The organism is Acinetobacter sp. 766875 (assembly GCF_000582055.1).
GTDB classification, from domain to species: Bacteria; Pseudomonadota; Gammaproteobacteria; order Pseudomonadales; family Moraxellaceae; genus Acinetobacter; species Acinetobacter nosocomialis.
Genome location: NZ_JEXX01000006.1, coordinates 179,910 through 195,165, shown reverse-complemented (window position 1 = coordinate 195,165; position 15,256 = coordinate 179,910). Strand labels below are relative to the sequence as shown.

At 37.1% G+C, this 15,256-nt stretch carries 13 protein-coding genes and 1 rRNA gene; 13 read left to right on the top strand and 1 reads right to left on the bottom strand.

Annotated elements, in window-relative coordinates; genetic code table 11:
- The first annotated feature begins 195 nt into the window (after positions 1–195).
- The 8 genes from rrf to hisC all read left to right on the top strand — a co-directional run bounded on the left by rrf (position 196) and on the right by hisC (position 7,426).
- Positions 196–310: ribosomal RNA gene (gene rrf / locus J576_RS08195) — 5S ribosomal RNA — on the top strand.
- A 272-nt stretch (positions 311–582) separates the two neighbouring features.
- The gene (locus J576_RS08190; RefSeq protein ID WP_002050391.1) at positions 583–2,031 is read left to right on the top strand and encodes an RNA polymerase factor sigma-54; all 1,449 of its coding nucleotides are present in this window, start codon (positions 583–585) and stop codon (positions 2,029–2,031) included.
- 169 nt (positions 2,032–2,200) lie between these two features.
- A complete protein-coding gene (gene hpf / locus J576_RS08185; RefSeq protein ID WP_001167461.1) occupies positions 2,201–2,539 on the top strand; it encodes a ribosome hibernation-promoting factor, HPF/YfiA family in 339 nt (112 codons plus the stop codon).
- Positions 2,540–2,677: 138 nt separating this feature from the next.
- Positions 2,678–2,929, top strand: a complete 252-nt coding sequence (gene ibaG / locus J576_RS08180; RefSeq protein WP_002050455.1) for a BolA family iron metabolism protein IbaG — start codon at positions 2,678–2,680, stop codon at positions 2,927–2,929.
- 6 nt (positions 2,930–2,935) lie between these two features.
- Positions 2,936–4,192 (top strand): UDP-N-acetylglucosamine 1-carboxyvinyltransferase, encoded by a 1,257-nt coding sequence (gene murA, locus J576_RS08175; RefSeq protein ID WP_002050348.1) that lies wholly within the window; start codon positions 2,936–2,938, stop codon positions 4,190–4,192.
- The gene (hisG, locus tag J576_RS08170; RefSeq protein ID WP_002050281.1) at positions 4,192–4,875 is read left to right on the top strand and encodes an ATP phosphoribosyltransferase; all 684 of its coding nucleotides are present in this window, start codon (positions 4,192–4,194) and stop codon (positions 4,873–4,875) included. The genes murA and hisG overlap by 1 nt, the downstream gene beginning before the upstream one ends.
- A gap of 105 nt (positions 4,876–4,980) precedes the next feature.
- On the top strand, positions 4,981–6,270 hold the full coding sequence (gene hisD, locus J576_RS08165; protein WP_002050361.1) for a histidinol dehydrogenase: 1,290 nt from the start codon (positions 4,981–4,983) through the stop codon (positions 6,268–6,270).
- A 70-nt stretch (positions 6,271–6,340) separates the two neighbouring features.
- Positions 6,341–7,426, top strand: coding sequence for a histidinol-phosphate transaminase (gene hisC, locus J576_RS08160; protein ID WP_002050412.1), 1,086 nt, complete (start codon positions 6,341–6,343; stop codon positions 7,424–7,426).
- 3 nt (positions 7,427–7,429) lie between these two features.
- Here hisC and J576_RS08155 read toward each other — a convergent pair whose 3' ends face one another.
- Positions 7,430–8,818 carry an anthranilate synthase component I family protein gene (locus tag J576_RS08155; RefSeq protein ID WP_002050301.1) on the bottom strand — a complete coding sequence of 463 codons (1,389 nt, stop codon included), beginning with the start codon at positions 8,816–8,818 and terminating at the stop codon, positions 7,430–7,432.
- 318 nt (positions 8,819–9,136) lie between these two features.
- On the opposite strand from J576_RS08155, the gene filA reads away from it, so the two are divergent.
- From filA to filE, 5 genes are all read left to right on the top strand, one after another.
- Positions 9,137–9,985, top strand: coding sequence for a putative pilus system protein FilA (gene filA / locus J576_RS08150; RefSeq protein ID WP_002050459.1), 849 nt, complete (start codon positions 9,137–9,139; stop codon positions 9,983–9,985).
- A 298-nt stretch (positions 9,986–10,283) separates the two neighbouring features.
- Positions 10,284–11,117: a putative pilus system C39 family peptidase FilB gene (gene filB / locus J576_RS08145; protein WP_002050357.1), complete on the top strand. Its 834-nt coding sequence runs from the start codon at positions 10,284–10,286 to the stop codon at positions 11,115–11,117.
- A gap of 44 nt (positions 11,118–11,161) precedes the next feature.
- Complete coding sequence (filC, locus tag J576_RS08140; RefSeq protein ID WP_002050378.1) at positions 11,162–12,349, top strand: putative pilus system protein FilC; 1,188 nt, start codon at positions 11,162–11,164, stop codon at positions 12,347–12,349.
- Positions 12,350–12,361: 12 nt separating this feature from the next.
- Positions 12,362–14,026 carry a putative pilus system OmpP1/FadL family transporter FilD gene (gene filD / locus J576_RS08135; RefSeq protein ID WP_002050463.1) on the top strand — a complete coding sequence of 555 codons (1,665 nt, stop codon included), beginning with the start codon at positions 12,362–12,364 and terminating at the stop codon, positions 14,024–14,026.
- Entirely contained in the window at positions 14,020–15,240 is a 1,221-nt protein-coding gene (gene filE, locus J576_RS08130; protein WP_033855551.1) for a putative pilus assembly protein FilE, read from the top strand. The genes filD and filE overlap by 7 nt, the downstream gene beginning before the upstream one ends.
- Positions 15,241–15,256 lie beyond the last annotated feature (16 nt).

Genomic DNA, 15,256 nt, shown 5'->3' with positions numbered 1-15,256 from the left:
CGTGAGGCTTGACTATACAACACCCAAGCAGTTGTATATAAAGCATCAATCGATTCATAAATCTACAAAGCAACTTGATTTAGTTATTCCACTAGATAAAATGAACACAATCAGATTCAATCAGCCCAATCTGTAAAGATTTGGAAAACGCTTCGGCATTCAATAAGACCAAAGCAAGTATCCATAAACAGTTGTGCTGGCGACCATAGCAAGAGAGAACCACCTGATCCCTTCCCGAACTCAGAAGTGAAACCTCTTAGCGCTGATGGTAGTGTGGGGTTACCCATGTGAGAGTAAGTCATCGCCAGCTCATTATTCCAAACACCCCAATCTCAAAAGAGCTTGGGGTGTTTTTTATTGGGCGAAATAAAGTGCAAATTTAATTCATGAAGCAATAATCTTTTTTGATTATCCTCAATCGATCATTAGATATAACTCAAAATAACCTTAATATTATTTTAGAAGATTAAATTACTACTTTTCTCATGAAATGCTGAGTCAATATATAGGATAAACCATTACTATATGCTATAAATAATGAATAGGCATGATTTTTGCTTGTTTTTTGGAAAGAGAAAATATATGAAGTTATCTGTTGGATTGAAAGTTGCGAACTCTTTATCGTTAACACCTCAATTGCAGCAGGCAATCCGTTTACTGCAGCTCTCAAGTTTAGAATTAGAGCAAGAAATTCAAATTCAATTAGATAGTAATCCATTACTTGAAAAAGTGGAAGATGAATCAATAGCAGAAAGTTTATCCACTTTAGAAAAAAAAGAGGCAGATGATCTTACTACAGAGTTAAATGCAAACCATTTACCTGATGATTTACCTGTCGATACTGAGTGGGATGACATTTATACCCATCAGTCTACAGCTCTGGCTACACCTGAATTTGAAGAGCGTGAGGATAACCGTCAAGTTCAGATGACACTTAAAGAGCATATGTTAGAACAAGTCAATTTATTGCATTTTTCAAAAATAGATCAGTTGATTGCTTATTGTATTGTGGATGCCTTAGATGATAAGGGATTTTTAGATGCTGAGATAGAAGAGATAATCTTAGCTGTACAACATCTATTAAATGATATGGATATTGAGGAAGATGTTGAGGAAGATGAAGTTTTAGTTGTTTTAAAGCATATACAACGGCTTGATCCAATTGGCATTGGTGCTCGTAATCTTGCCGAATGTTTAAAAGTTCAGTTAGAGTTTTTACCTAAAGAAACTGAATATTTAAAAGAAGCTAAAAATCTTCTTCAATATTATGAGTTATTGATTGCGAACGATCTCAATAAATTATTAAAACAAACAGGTCTTTCTAAAGATCAGTTAAAGTTTGCAGTTGATTTACTAAAGACATTAAAGCCTTACCCAGGTATGGATTTTGAAAAGCAAGAATCAGAATATCAAATTCCTGATGTAGTAGTTGCTAAGAAGGATTTACATTGGCAAGTTCAGTTAAATCCTGATGTGATGCCAAAACTAAGAATTAATTCTTTTTATTCGAGTATGATTCGTAGGGCAGATCAGAGTGATGATAATTTATATCTGCGTAATCAGATGCTTGAAGCCAAGAATTTTATAAAGAGCATTGATGAGCGCCATAAAACTTTATTAAAAGTTGCGACTTGTATTGTTGAGCATCAAAAAGCATTTCTTGAAATAGGTCCTGAAGCAATGAAACCGTTGGTACTACGGGACGTTGCTGAGGAAGTGGAATTACATGAGTCTACAGTTTCTCGGGTCACAACAAATAAATATATGCTAACACCACGTGGACTTTTTGAGTTGAAATACTTCTTTTCTAGTCACGTGGGAACAACAGCAGGCGGGGAGGCTTCCTCTACCGCCATTCGAGCTATGATTAAAAAGTTGGTATCCAATGAAAATCCACGTAAACCATTGTCTGATAATGCAATTGCTGCTTTGTTAAAAGATGAAGGGATAGAAGTGGCTAGAAGGACTGTAGCAAAATATCGAGAATCGTTACATATTCCATCGTCATCCGAAAGAAAAGTCTTGATCTAGATTTTGAAGTATGACTATTCTAGATATTCATTATGACGAAATAATGAAATTTCAATTTCACCAAAAGGAGTAGCTAGAATGATTTAATTGTCCCAAATCATCTTTTTTAGATTGCATTAAATCGTTTTAGTTCTTCTTTATATAGCCCAAAAAGGTGAGGGATAGAATTATGCAAATAACGATTCGTGGACATCATTTAGCAATTACACCAGCTATAGAAGAAAATATTAAAGCAAAATTTAATCAGTTAACAAAACATCTTGATCAGGTGAATAGTATGCAGATTAAATTAACTAAAGATCATCAGATTGATAAGCGATCGCATAAAGGTAGTTCTAATCATGTGGCCGAAGCAATAGTCCGGTTACCTGGAATTGAACTATTTGCTCAAGCAACCGCAGATGATATGTATACTTCAATTAAAAAACTGACTGAAAAACTAAAAAAACAATTGTTAAAATATCGGAAAATGCAATGTACGTATTCACAAGTTGCTGTTTCTATTTAATAAGTTTTTAATAATTGAGAGAGGCTTGAAATATAGCCTCTTTTTTATTGATAAAATATAAACACGTACTGAATTCTTTGAAAAAGTTATAGTAAAATACTTCGTTTTACACCGTAGGTTGTGCCAGAGGTCTTTGCAATGAATAGTGAACAGCTCACTCAAATTTTAAAAGAAGCTTTTCCTGAAGCGGAAGTAGCGGTGAGCGGACAGGCTGGAAAATTTGACCTCCGTATTGTGGATGATCAATTTGAAGGTAAGCGTACTGTTGCCCGTCAACAAGCAGTTTATGCACCATTAAATACTTATATTGCAAGTGGCGAAGTTCATGCCGTAACAATTCGTGCGATGACCAAAGATGAATGGCGCAAAGCAAGCCTTTTCGGAGCTTAAATATTAATGGATAAATTTTTAATTACGGGCGGTGTTAAGCTCGAAGGGGAAGTACGCATTTCTGGTGCTAAAAATGCGGCTTTACCATTACTTGCGGCAGTGATTCTTGCTGACTCTCCAATTACATTAACCAATGTTCCAAATCTTAAAGATGTAAATACTTTGGTGAAATTAATTGGTGGTTTAGGTGTCACGATCAGTTATGAGAACGATACTGTCAAAGCTGATACCTCTACTTTAGATAATCAGTTCGCGCCTTATGAATTGGTAAAAACGATGCGTGCATCTATTTTGGTTTTAGGACCATTATTAGCGCGTTACGGAAATGCCAAAGTTTCATTACCTGGCGGATGTGCAATTGGCTCTCGACCAGTAGATCAACACTTAAAAGCCTTAGAAGCGTTAGGTGCTCATATCGAAGTCGAAAATGGTTATGTCCATGCGACTGTAGATGGTCGACTTAAAGGCGGTGAAGTAGTCTTCGATATGGTCACTGTCGGCGGTACTGAGAATATTTTAATGGCGGCTGCTTTAGCGGATGGCGTAACTACAATTCGTAATGCTGCGCGTGAACCAGAAATTACTGACCTTGCGCAAATGCTTATTAAAATGGGCGCAAAAATTGAAGGTATAGATACCGATACACTCGTTGTTACTGGTGTTGAAAGTCTACATGGTTGTGAATATGCAGTTGTTGCAGACCGTATTGAAACAGGTTCTTACTTGGCTGCAGCGGCTATTACTGGTGGTCGTGTAAAAACAACACATACAGATCCTTCATTACTTGAATCTGTTTTAGACAAGTTTGAAGAAATGGGTGCTGAAGTGACCCGTGGCGACGACTGGATTGAATTGGATATGTTGGGTAAGCGTCCTAAAGCAGTAAGCTTTAGAACGTTGCCGCATCCTGAATTCCCGACTGATATGCAAGCACAAATTATGGCTGTAAATGCAATTGGTCGTGGCTTTGCAACGATTTCTGAAACCATTTTTGAAAATCGTTTCATGCACGTTCCTGAATTGTCACGTATGGGTGCTAATATTCAGGTTGAAGGTCATGATGCTGTTGTGACTGGTGTTGAAAAATTACAGGCAGCACCTGTAATGGCAACAGATTTACGTGCTTCATTCTCTTTGGTTTTAGCGGCTTTGGTTGCTGAAGGTGATACATTAATTGACCGTATCTACCATATTGACCGTGGTTATGAGCATGTCGAAGAAAAACTTCAAGGTTTAGGTGCCAAAATTAAGCGAGTAAGTTAATGAATGACGTAAGAAACGATGATCCTAATTTTAACGTAATGGGTAATTTTGATCATGGTTTGACCTTGGCACTCAGTAAAGGACGTATTTTAAAAGAAACTTTACCTTTACTTGCTACAGCAGGTATTAACCTACTTGAAGACCCGGAAAAATCGCGTAAGTTAATTTTTCCTACCACTCACAAGCAAGTTCGTATTTTGATTTTACGTGCGTCTGATGTGCCAACTTATGTTGAGAATGGTGCAGCTGACTTAGGTGTAGCCGGTAAAGACGTGCTTATGGAACATGGTGCTCAGCATGTTTATGAGCTATTAGACCTGCAGATTGCGAAATGTAAATTAATGACTGCTGGTAAAGTAGGAATGGAACGTCCAAAAGGTCGTCTAAAAATTGCGACTAAGTACGTCAATCTAACACGTCAATACTATGCAAGCTTAGGTGAGCAGGTGGATGTTATTAAGCTTTATGGTTCTATGGAGCTGGCACCACTCGTTGGTTTAGGTGATTATATTGTTGACGTCGTGGATACCGGAAATACTTTGCGAGCAAATGGTCTTGAACCATTAGAAGAAATTTGTAAAGTATCTTCACGCCTTATTGTTAATAAAGCGAGCTTTAAACGTAAACAAGGCTTATTAAACCCTATCATTTCCCAACTTGAACATGCTGTTCAATCACGTTAAAAGTAATTTCCTATCATGCTTTTGCGATAGTTGTAGATATGATGCCCACAAGAGTCTAGAAAAAGAGTAAACTTGGTTTTTCTTTTTCGCCTTGTGGGTAAATTGATGCGACGTTTATCGACTCAAGATCAGAACTTCAAACAGGTTTTTGCCGAGCTTTTAGCTTTTGAAACTGTTAATGATCCTAATTTAGTTCAAACAGTAGATCAAATTATTGCTGATGTTCGTCAGCATGGTGATGATCATGTTTTAAAACTTACTCAACAGTTCGATCGACATCCAGCGCATCAATTTTCCGATCTAGAATTGTCTCAACAACAACTTAAAGCTGCTTTTGATGGTTTAAACCAAGAGATTCGTGAAGCCCTACAACTCGCGGCTGATCGTATTCGTACATTTCATGAGGCTCAGAAACAAGATAGCTGGACTTATGTAGATGATTTAGGTAACACCTTAGGACAAAAAGTGACTCCACTTGACCGTGTTGGTATTTACGTACCAGGCGGACTTGCATCTTATCCTTCATCTGTACTTATGAATGCAGTGCCTGCACATGTGGCTGGTGTACCTGAAATTATTATGGTTGTGCCTGCGCCAAATGGTGAACTAAATCCACTCGTTTTAGCTGCTGCTTATTTAGCTGGTGTTAGCCGAGTATTTACTATTGGTGGTGCACAAGCTGTTGCTGCTTTAGCTTATGGTACTCAGACCGTTCCACGTGTTGATAAAATTACGGGCCCTGGAAACCGATTTGTAGCAGCAGCAAAACGTGCTGTATTTGGTCAGGTTGGTATCGATATGATTGCTGGGCCTTCTGAAATTTTAGTATATGCAGAAGGTGTAAATAACGCTGAATGGTTAGCGATGGATGTATTATCTCAAGCTGAACATGACACAGTGGCTCAAGCTATTTTCATTACTCCAGATGAAGCATTGCTAGAAGCTGTAGAGTCTGCAATTGAAAAACACTTAAGTGAATTGCCAAAAGCTGATATTGCACGTACATCGATTGAAAATCGTGGGGCTTTAGTTTTAGTAAAAGACCGTGCAGAAGCTGTTGATTTGATTAATCAGGTTGCACCAGAGCATTTGGAGTTATGTCTTGATGATGCTGAAGCGATGAGCGAAGACATTCGTCATGCAGGGGCAATCTTCATGGGACGCTATACACCTGAAGCAATTGGTGATTACTGTGCTGGGCCAAACCACGTATTGCCAACATCTGGCACAGCTCGTTTCTCGTCACCATTGGGCGTATATGATTTTCAAAAACGCTCTAGCTTGATCATGTGCTCAAAAGAGGGTGTAAAAACATTGGCTAAAACTGCTGATGTACTTGCTGTTCAAGAAAATCTGGATGCTCATGCACGCTCGGCTCGTTATCGTTATCAATAAGCTTTAAGCCTTGTAGAATTTTTAATGTTTATTCAGGGCTGACTTTTCAGCCCTTTTTTGAGATAAGACTATGACTGTATCTACAGCACAAATGCGTTTTTGGAGTCCTGAGGTTCGTGAGTTAGAGCCTTATGTGCCAGGTGAACAACCTAAAATCCAGAATTTATTGAAATTAAATACCAATGAAAACCCCTATCCACCATCACCAAAAGTAGTAGAAGCAGTTCAAGCTGTGCTACATGGTCAAGCTGATGCTTTGCGTCTATATCCAGATCCAGATGCGACAGTATTAAAGCAAGCAATTGCAAAACAACAAAATATAGATGTATCTCAAGTTTTTGTAGGTAATGGTTCTGATGAGGTACTTGCTCATATCTTTAAAGCATTTTTCCTTCAAGATGAGCCAATACTGTATCCGGACATTACTTATAGTTTTTATCCAGTTTATAGCCAGTTTTTTGGAACAAAAACGAAAGAAATTCCACTTAATGATAATTTCGAGATTGATGTCAAAGATTATGCACAACCCAATGGTGGCGTGATTATTACTAATCCTAATGCACCAACCAGTATTGCGCTCAGCTTGGCAGAGATTGAACAAGTACTACAAGACAATCCAGACCGTGTGGTTGTGATTGATGAAGCTTATGTTGATTTTGGTGCTGAGTCAGCTGTAAGTTTGGTAAACCGTTATGAAAATCTTGTGGTGTGCCAAACAACTTCAAAGTCTCGTTCTTTGGCTGGTTTACGCGTTGGATTTGCGATTGCTCAGTCACACTTGATTGCGGCACTTGAAGCGGTAAAAAATAGTTTTAATTCATATCCAATTGATCGCTTCGCTATAGCAGCGGCTGTTGCTTCTTTTGAAGATCAAGCTTATTTTGAAGAGCAGTGTCAAAAAGTTATTACAAGTCGAGAAAAACTGGTTAGTGATTTAACTGAACTTGGCTTTAATGTTTTGCCATCAAAAGCGAATTTTATTTTTGCTTCACATTCGCAATACGATGCTGCGCAATTAGCTCAGAAGCTGCGTGAGCAGGGCGTTATTGTCCGTTATTTCAATAAGCCTCGCATTAATCAGTTTTTACGTATTACGGTTGGAACTGATGAACAAAATACACGTTTAGTTCAAACTTTGAAGCAAGATATTCTTTAAAATTTATTCTGCTGTGCTGTTCATCAAGTTCAGCATAGCAGAGATTTTATCTAAACTTTCTTGATATTCAGCTTCAGCCTCTGAAGCGATAGTAATACCGCCACCCGCCCAAATAGAGAGTTGGTTTTGATATTGTTGAAAACTGCGAATTAAAATATTCCAACGTCCCGTGCCATCGAAATTAAAATACCCCAGAGTCCCGCAATATGCTCCTCTTGGCGCACCTTCTAACTCTTCAATAATTTGCATTGCTCGAATTTTAGGAGCTCCTGTAATTGAACCTCCTGGTAAAGCAGTGAGTAACATTTGCATAGGATTAATATCATTTTTAAGTGTAGCCGTAACTTCACTTACCATGTGATGAACTTGATTGAAACTTTCAATTTCAAATAACTTCGTTGTTTTTACCGAGCCAGTATTGGCATAAATGCTCAAATCATTACGTAATAAATCAACGATCATGACATTTTCTGCTTGATCTTTTTTAGAGTTTTTTAAGGTTTGCTTTGAAAGTAAATCTTGTTCTTCATTTTTAAAACGAGGCATAGTACCTTTGATCGGTCTGGTTTTAATTTGCTTATCTACATCAAACTCAATAAATAATTCAGGAGAGCAGCTTAATAACTCAAAATTTTCTAACTTCAAATAACCAGCATATGGAGCATTAGTTAAATTCCACAACTCTTCTGCTTTATTTAATAATGAGCCGGTAAAATTTGCACTGAATTCTTGAGTAAGGTTAATTTGATAACAATCTCCTGCTTTAATATATTCTTGTATTTTATGAAAGGCGGTTAAGTATTTATTTTTAGTCCAACGAGGATGAATATTTTCTTCTAATTTAAAACTATTATTTTTTAGTTTAGAAGAAGTTTTTTTGAGTAAATCTGAAATATATTTAAAAATTTCTAATGCATTATTGTCATCGCTAAAAAAATACCATTCATTATTTATATTTTTAATAAAAGAATGATAGCACCCTATAAATAAAGAAGGTTGTTCATGTAATTGATTATTTATAAATTGATTCGCAGAGAAGTCATAGCTAATAAAACCAATATATCCTCCATTAAAGCTTATAGTTTCAATATTTTTGTTTTTTAGATCTGGGGATTGGAATTGAGAAAAATCTATAAGACTCTGTATGTCAGATGAAGTTTGATAATTATTTAAGTCCGATTTTTCAAATAAAAAAATTTTATGATTTTGAATAATTAAATATTTATTTGGAAGAAACCCAATAACCGGATTGTTGTCATCATGAAGATATACAAGCCCGATTAACTCTTCTAATTTTTTTAAAATATCGGCAGCAGATTGAGAGCTTTCTAAAGAGATTTTTTTCTTTAACTGAGACATTTTAAACATATAAGTACTTGGAAGAGGTGACATAGTTTACTACAACTTCTAGTTCATCAAACGGATGAGTCGAAAGAGTTTAATATTTCGTGGAAAAAACAACCGAACAATTCTTCAGTTTTGCTAATAATTTATGAATTCGAACGGGCAATCAATATCGGTACCGTTTGTCGGGTAATTGGCAAAAAATGCATTACAGTAGTTGAACAAAAATTAACGTAGCTGTAATTTAGTAATTGCTAAGCAAAACTACTCAAGGATTGGAAGTTTCGGTTGCCACAAAAGAAAAATGCAACTTGAGACAGTAAGAGTGGTTAAGTCAAAAAATAAATGCTCTTGGGAGAGTGCTCAATGAAAATGTTCACTAAACTTGCTTTAGTTTCTTCTTTAGCTATCAGTGCAAATGCTATGGCAATGCAATCAATGGATGATGCAGCGCTTAGTGCTGCTACAGGTCAAGACGGTATTAATATCGGTATTGCTTTGGGTTCTGGTGGTATTTCTATCGATAAATTATACCTACACGATAATGATGGTTTAGCAACATCAACAGGTATTACTGGCGCTTCAGGTACAGCGGGTTCAATCGCAATTAGTGGTGTTACGGTAACTCAAAAAGGTACAGGTAACCTTTTAGATTTAGCGATTGATACAAATGGTGCTTCAGGTTCAAATGGTGCTTTCTTAAACGTTGCAGCAACAGTAGGTGCGGTTGACGTGCATGTTGGTTCAATTGGTGTAGGTACTTCTGGTACATTAAATACAACTACGGCTGTACGTGGTATTACTGAAACTGCTCCAACTGAAATTATCTCTGGTTTAGATTTATCTTTGGGTCAAATTTCTGCAAATGTTCAGTTAGGTTCAACTCCGCAAGGCGCAATGATCAAAGTGAACTCTAGCTTGCAAGGTGGTTTAACACTATCTAACTTCGGTATTAATGATGCTGCTGGTGGTGGTAAAATTGTCCTAGACAAAGTAATGGTTCGTGGTTCAGGTAATACAACTGGTGACTTGGATGTAAATGCGAATATTTCTGTTGTTCCTACAGGCTTACGTATCCAAAATAACAGTACGCAAGGTATGAACGTTTATGCACAGGGCGTACACCTAGGTGCAGCGGGTAATGCTTCAATTGGTGATTTAGAAATTCAAGGTTTAAATGTAGGGACTTCTACAATTACTATTTCTGGTCACTAATTTAAAGACTGATAAAAAGCGCGTTTATACGCGCTTTTTTATTTATCTTAATAAAACTAATATCTATACTTTTCTATTTAAATAATATTAGCTTATATAATAAGAAAGAATATAAAACATTTGAAATGAGAATTAATTAACAGTTTATAAATGTAAAACTATGCATTCATCAAAAAGATTAAAAAAAAGCTTTTTTTTACAAAAAAAAAAGGTATCTTCAACACACAGGGATGTAGAGCTATTGCTCTAAGAATAAAATGAATAAGGCCGGTTAGGCCACCATTTAGACCAAGTGCTTATGTTAGAGATAGTTTTAGGCTCAGCATTGATGTATTACTTTGCGACAGAAGCCTTCGAAATAGAAAAAAAGCCGCCGGGAACTGTTTATTATACAGAGACTGCCGATTCACGTAATTTATCATTTCATCGAAACCATATTGAACCTGTCACAATAAAACCAGCTGTAGAAGATCAGTTTCGTGGCATTGTTCGACAAGCCTATGATTATAGTTGTGGCTCTGCTGCACTTACGACTTTATTAAATGGCTATGTGGGAACGAGTTTAACTGAACAGCAAACAATGAGTGGTTTGCTTCAGTATGGCGAATATCAACGTATTATTGAGCGCCGAAGTTTCTCATTACTTGATATGAAGCGCTTTGTCACAGCAATTGGTTTAGACAGCGGTGGTTATCGAGGTGAGTTTTCTGATTTAGTTAAACTCGGTCAGCCTGCAATTGTGCCTATTTCTTATGCAGGTTTTAAACATTTTGTCGTATATAAAGCTTATAAAGATGGAAGAGTATATGTAGCTGACCCTGCTTTAGGGAATATCAGCTTTGATGAAAGTCGTTTTAAACAAATTTGGGATAATAATACTTTATTTGTTATTTCTGTTCCTGAATCACAGCGTAAAGATCTATTGGCATTAAAAGATGCAGACATGCGCCATGTGGAAGATGCTACGGTCAATAGATATGCTTTGGTAAACGTACAATATCCTACATTTAACTATGAGCGTTTAGCAAATAAAGCTTCCACCATGCGTCGGGTATTAGATGATGATAATAAATCGCCAACATATGGACAGCCGATAGAAACCTATATGCGTCTTTATTACAAGCGTAAATAGTCAAATTTAAATTTAGTAAAATAAATAAAGTGGGTGGGAAAAACATGAATAATCGATGGATGAAGATGAGTGTGTTGGCCTTAAGTATGAGTGCCATTACAGGGACAATCTATGCTGAAGATCAAATACAACAACCTCAAGTATCTGGCTCGAATCAGGTTGTAGCAGATGGAACAGAAAGTTCAGAATCTTCAGAAGCTACAAGCTCTAGTTCAACTACAACAGATAATACTGCGAAAACATCGAATGTAGTAGATACAAATGCTGCAGCCCCAGCTTCGAATAGTGAGGCACATCAAGCTGCAAGTGCTTTACAGAAAAAAGAAGGTGATGCTAGCCAAGAGACTAATTTACAAGAAGTATTTACTTCAAATGAACGTCAATATTCTTTAATCAAGAAGGGCGTAATCTCTTCTTATTATGATCTTGATTATACTTATTATCGTGACAGTATATTAGACGTGGCATTAGGAGATGATGATTCTCGAATTAGTCGTTTAAGAATTAGGGAAGATGCTCAACATACTTTGACAAATAGTTTTACAGCGCAATATGGCGTTTTAGATAATTTAACCCTTTCAGCAACGTTACCTTTAGTTGCTAAATCTGATATTGCTAGTGATTCAACCACAGCGGGTTTAGGTGATATTTCTTTGGGAGCACGTTGGGAACCTTTCCCATTAAAGCAAGGGCGTTTACCACTCGTGCTTTTTGGTAGTGTCTCAACTAAAACAGGTGATAGCCCTTATGAGGTGGGTTTAAATGAGCTGTCAACAGGTAAAGGTTATTACTCAGTTGGAGTAGGGGCAAGTACTCGTAAATATATTGATCCTGTTGTGCTATTCGCTTCTGTGTCTGCTAACTATGGTTTTAAGGAATCTGGTTTGAATCAGGTACGTGGTAATGACCGTACTTTAGTATCTTTTGATCCAGGGATTAGTGGTGGCTTTTCTTTCGGTTTTGCATATTCATTTAACTATGACGTGTCTCTAACGATGTCTTATCAGCAAAGCTTTAACTTTAATTCCGAGTTTCAATTTAAAAGCGGTGAATCTTATAAATCCCCAGACCAGAGCAGTGCAATGATGGCTTTTGCTTTAGGCGTACGTGTTTCGCCAGATACTATTGTTAACGGCACGGTTGGCTTTGGTTTAACTGAGGATGCACCTGATGTTTCACTTGGTTTGTCGTTCCCGTTAGATATTTTAGGTTTTAATAAAAAACGAAAATAAGGAGATAAGCAGGTGAAATATCCTAAATTATGTCCTTTAACGGCGGCAATTGTTATCTCTGGTTTTTCTAGCTTTGCCAATGCTCAATTAGGACAAAACCTAGCTGTTGATATTCGTTCACTATCGATGGGGAATGCTGTAACTGCAGATCCTCCAGGTATTAGTGCAGTTCATTTTAACCCTGCAGCCTTAGCAAAAATTGATGGGTTGCAAACCGATGTACAGGGAATTCTTGCTAACTTTGATATTCAGCGTGAGTTTTCAGCGCCCCCTGGTTATAACATTTTTGGTTATTCAGATGACCCTCTCGTTTGTAATGATGGTCCGGAAGTTTCTGCTAATATCTGTACAGATTTCAAAGGGACAGTGCATGGTGACGTCGAGTACGCAAGCTTATATGTGCCGATCCTAAAAAAAATGGTTGATCTTGGAGCAGGATATCCTCTAGTTGCTCCTACCGCCGGAATCGCCTATAAGCCACCTGGTTCAAAAGTTACTTATGCGACAGCAGTATATGCACCCTTGGTAGCAGGTTTTGGAGCAGAGAATGGTAACCCAGGTAACTATATGGGGCAGCAAGTTGCAGTAGAGAGAATTACCTATTTATCACCATCTTTTGGTTATCAAGTAAATGATCATTTATCACTTGGTGCTTCAGTAGGAATGTCCTATAACGCAATCGCACTGAAAACCGATCTACGTTTTCCCAATGAGATGATTGGTGTATTGCGTATGGTTGATGAAGTGGTATGTGCTCCTTTTAAAAATAATAGTGACATGATCACGGACTTACTATTATTTGGTATGTGTAATGCTCAAGAAGGCATGAATCCATTTAATAAAATGGGCGCATTACAAGTGTCTTTAGAACAATCATTAAGCCCAAGTTACAACCTAGGTTTACTCTGGGAGCCAACTGATGATTTTGGCTTTGGTATGGTTTATCAAAGTGCTGCCAAAATGCGTTTAAAAGGCAAATACTTGATTGATAATGCCAAAGCGCCTCAAGAACTTATTAAGGGTCTAAACTCATCTGCTACAGGACAAATTTTAGCTGCAATTCTTGGTCTACCGGGATATGTACCTAATGTTGAGTCTGGTTTAGTTGCAATGGATCTTGAATACCCTGCACATTTTCAAGCAGGTATTAAGTATAAAATCTTACCCGATTTGCAAGTTAATTTTGACGTAGGATGGACTGACTATTCTGCTTGGAATAAATTTAAGTTTGAGTTCGATCGTCAAATTACGCTATTAAAAGTGGCTAAGCTTTTATCTAATGACGTTACCGATAATTCATTGGCATTGCCATTGAAATTTACCTCGCCGTGGAGTTGGGGAATTGGTCTTGAATATTCAGCAACCGATCGTTTGAAATTAAGGGCTGGTTACGAGCCTCGAGCTAGTTCGATACCTGATGATAAACGTAATACTATGGTCCCGATCAATAATGCACAATTATTTGGTCTTGGCTTAGGTTATCGTTTTGACGCAGATACAGATCTAGACCTTTCAGTGGGTTTCTTGCGTAGTCGTGACAATATTCCAGCTTGTACGAGTACATTGTCGAATAAGTGTGGTGTCGATAATATTTTATTAAACCCTTATTCGGGCCTAGATGTAAAAACGAATACAAAAATCACAGTGCTTGGATTGAGCTATAGAACAAAATGGTAAAACAATATAAATCGATGTTTCGACCTAAATTTGCTATCTCGACTTTATGTATTGCGGTAGCAAGCGTTTCTGTATCTTATGCAGATGGTTTCTTTACAATCATTGGCCCAGATGGTCGTCCAATGATTGTACCCAGTAAAAAAGTAGAACAAAAGCAATCCAAGAGTAGAGTAGAAACACCGAAACAAGTTGTACAACCGCATGTAAATGCTACACCTGTTCAAGAAGCATCTAAAGAAAATGTTCAGAATTCAAAAGAGTTTAAAAAGTTTGAACCACATCCTACAAAAAAATTAAATACTGCACCGACTGCACCGACTGCACCGACTGCACCGACTGCACCGACTGCACCGACTGCACCGACTGCACCGACTGCACCGGAGCTTCCTTTAAGAATGAGTAAAGCTCAGAAGGAGGAAGTTAAAAAACAGACTAGTAGCGTTAAGACAGAAAGTGTTCCAGCTAAAATTTATTCATCTTCACAAAGTACTTCTCAAACTGTTTCAATACCAGATCCTTCAAATGATCGATCTAAATTTACAAGTATTGATGGCGTAGAGTATGTAAATAATGAATATCTTGAAGATCAGGAATTTAATCTTGAAGGTAAAAAACGCTTTTATGTTATGCCGGATGGACTTGGAAGAACAGAGTTTATCGAAAGAAAAAAAGGTGTAAGCAAGTCTACTTTAGAACAATTGTTTAATAAGCAATCTCAGGAAGATCAAGGAGCGATTGTTTTAGCTCCAACTTATATACGACTGTCTCAAAAAGAATTAGAAACGACTTTTGAGCAAGATAAATGTTTTGTTCAAGGCTATAAAAAGTCAATCAAAGTGCTTGGAGCTAAAAAAGAAGTAAATTTATGGCCTCGAAAGCCATTAAAAGAAAAGTTTGAATATGAGTTGGTAAAACTAGATCCATCTGTACAACATTTACAACTTATGTCATTTGCAGCGAGTAATTCCGCACCTCTATATTATTGGCCTTTAGCTATATTCTTAGATGAGAAGGGCTGTATTTTAGAAGGGGCAAGTGGTTTCAAGAGCAAGTCTTATCCTTCTACGATATTACAACATGCATCGATACAAGGTACTTTAAGAGTGCCGCCTCATGCGCGTTATATGATGTTAACTCCTTTATCTTCTTCAATAGATGTAGCAGAACAAGAGTTATCAAATCAGGGACAGATTCAAATTTCAGTATTACGTTAAAAATAAGTAGGGTATC

Coding starts and splice junctions, on each gene's coding strand:
- J576_RS08190 (WP_002050391.1), top strand. CDS start 583: ATGAAGTTATCTGTTGGATTGAAAGTTGCGAACTCTTTATCGTTAACA.
- murA (WP_002050348.1), top strand. CDS start 2,936: ATGGATAAATTTTTAATTACGGGCGGTGTTAAGCTCGAAGGGGAAGTA.
- J576_RS08155 (WP_002050301.1), bottom strand. CDS start 8,818: ATGTCACCTCTTCCAAGTACTTATATGTTTAAAATGTCTCAGTTAAAG.
- filA (WP_002050459.1), top strand. CDS start 9,137: ATGAAAATGTTCACTAAACTTGCTTTAGTTTCTTCTTTAGCTATCAGT.
- hisG (WP_002050281.1), top strand. CDS start 4,192: ATGAATGACGTAAGAAACGATGATCCTAATTTTAACGTAATGGGTAAT.
- filB (WP_002050357.1), top strand. CDS start 10,284: ATGTTAGAGATAGTTTTAGGCTCAGCATTGATGTATTACTTTGCGACA.
- hisC (WP_002050412.1), top strand. CDS start 6,341: ATGACTGTATCTACAGCACAAATGCGTTTTTGGAGTCCTGAGGTTCGT.
- ibaG (WP_002050455.1), top strand. CDS start 2,678: ATGAATAGTGAACAGCTCACTCAAATTTTAAAAGAAGCTTTTCCTGAA.
- hisD (WP_002050361.1), top strand. CDS start 4,981: ATGCGACGTTTATCGACTCAAGATCAGAACTTCAAACAGGTTTTTGCC.
- filC (WP_002050378.1), top strand. CDS start 11,162: ATGAATAATCGATGGATGAAGATGAGTGTGTTGGCCTTAAGTATGAGT.
- filE (WP_033855551.1), top strand. CDS start 14,020: ATGGTAAAACAATATAAATCGATGTTTCGACCTAAATTTGCTATCTCG.
- hpf (WP_001167461.1), top strand. CDS start 2,201: ATGCAAATAACGATTCGTGGACATCATTTAGCAATTACACCAGCTATA.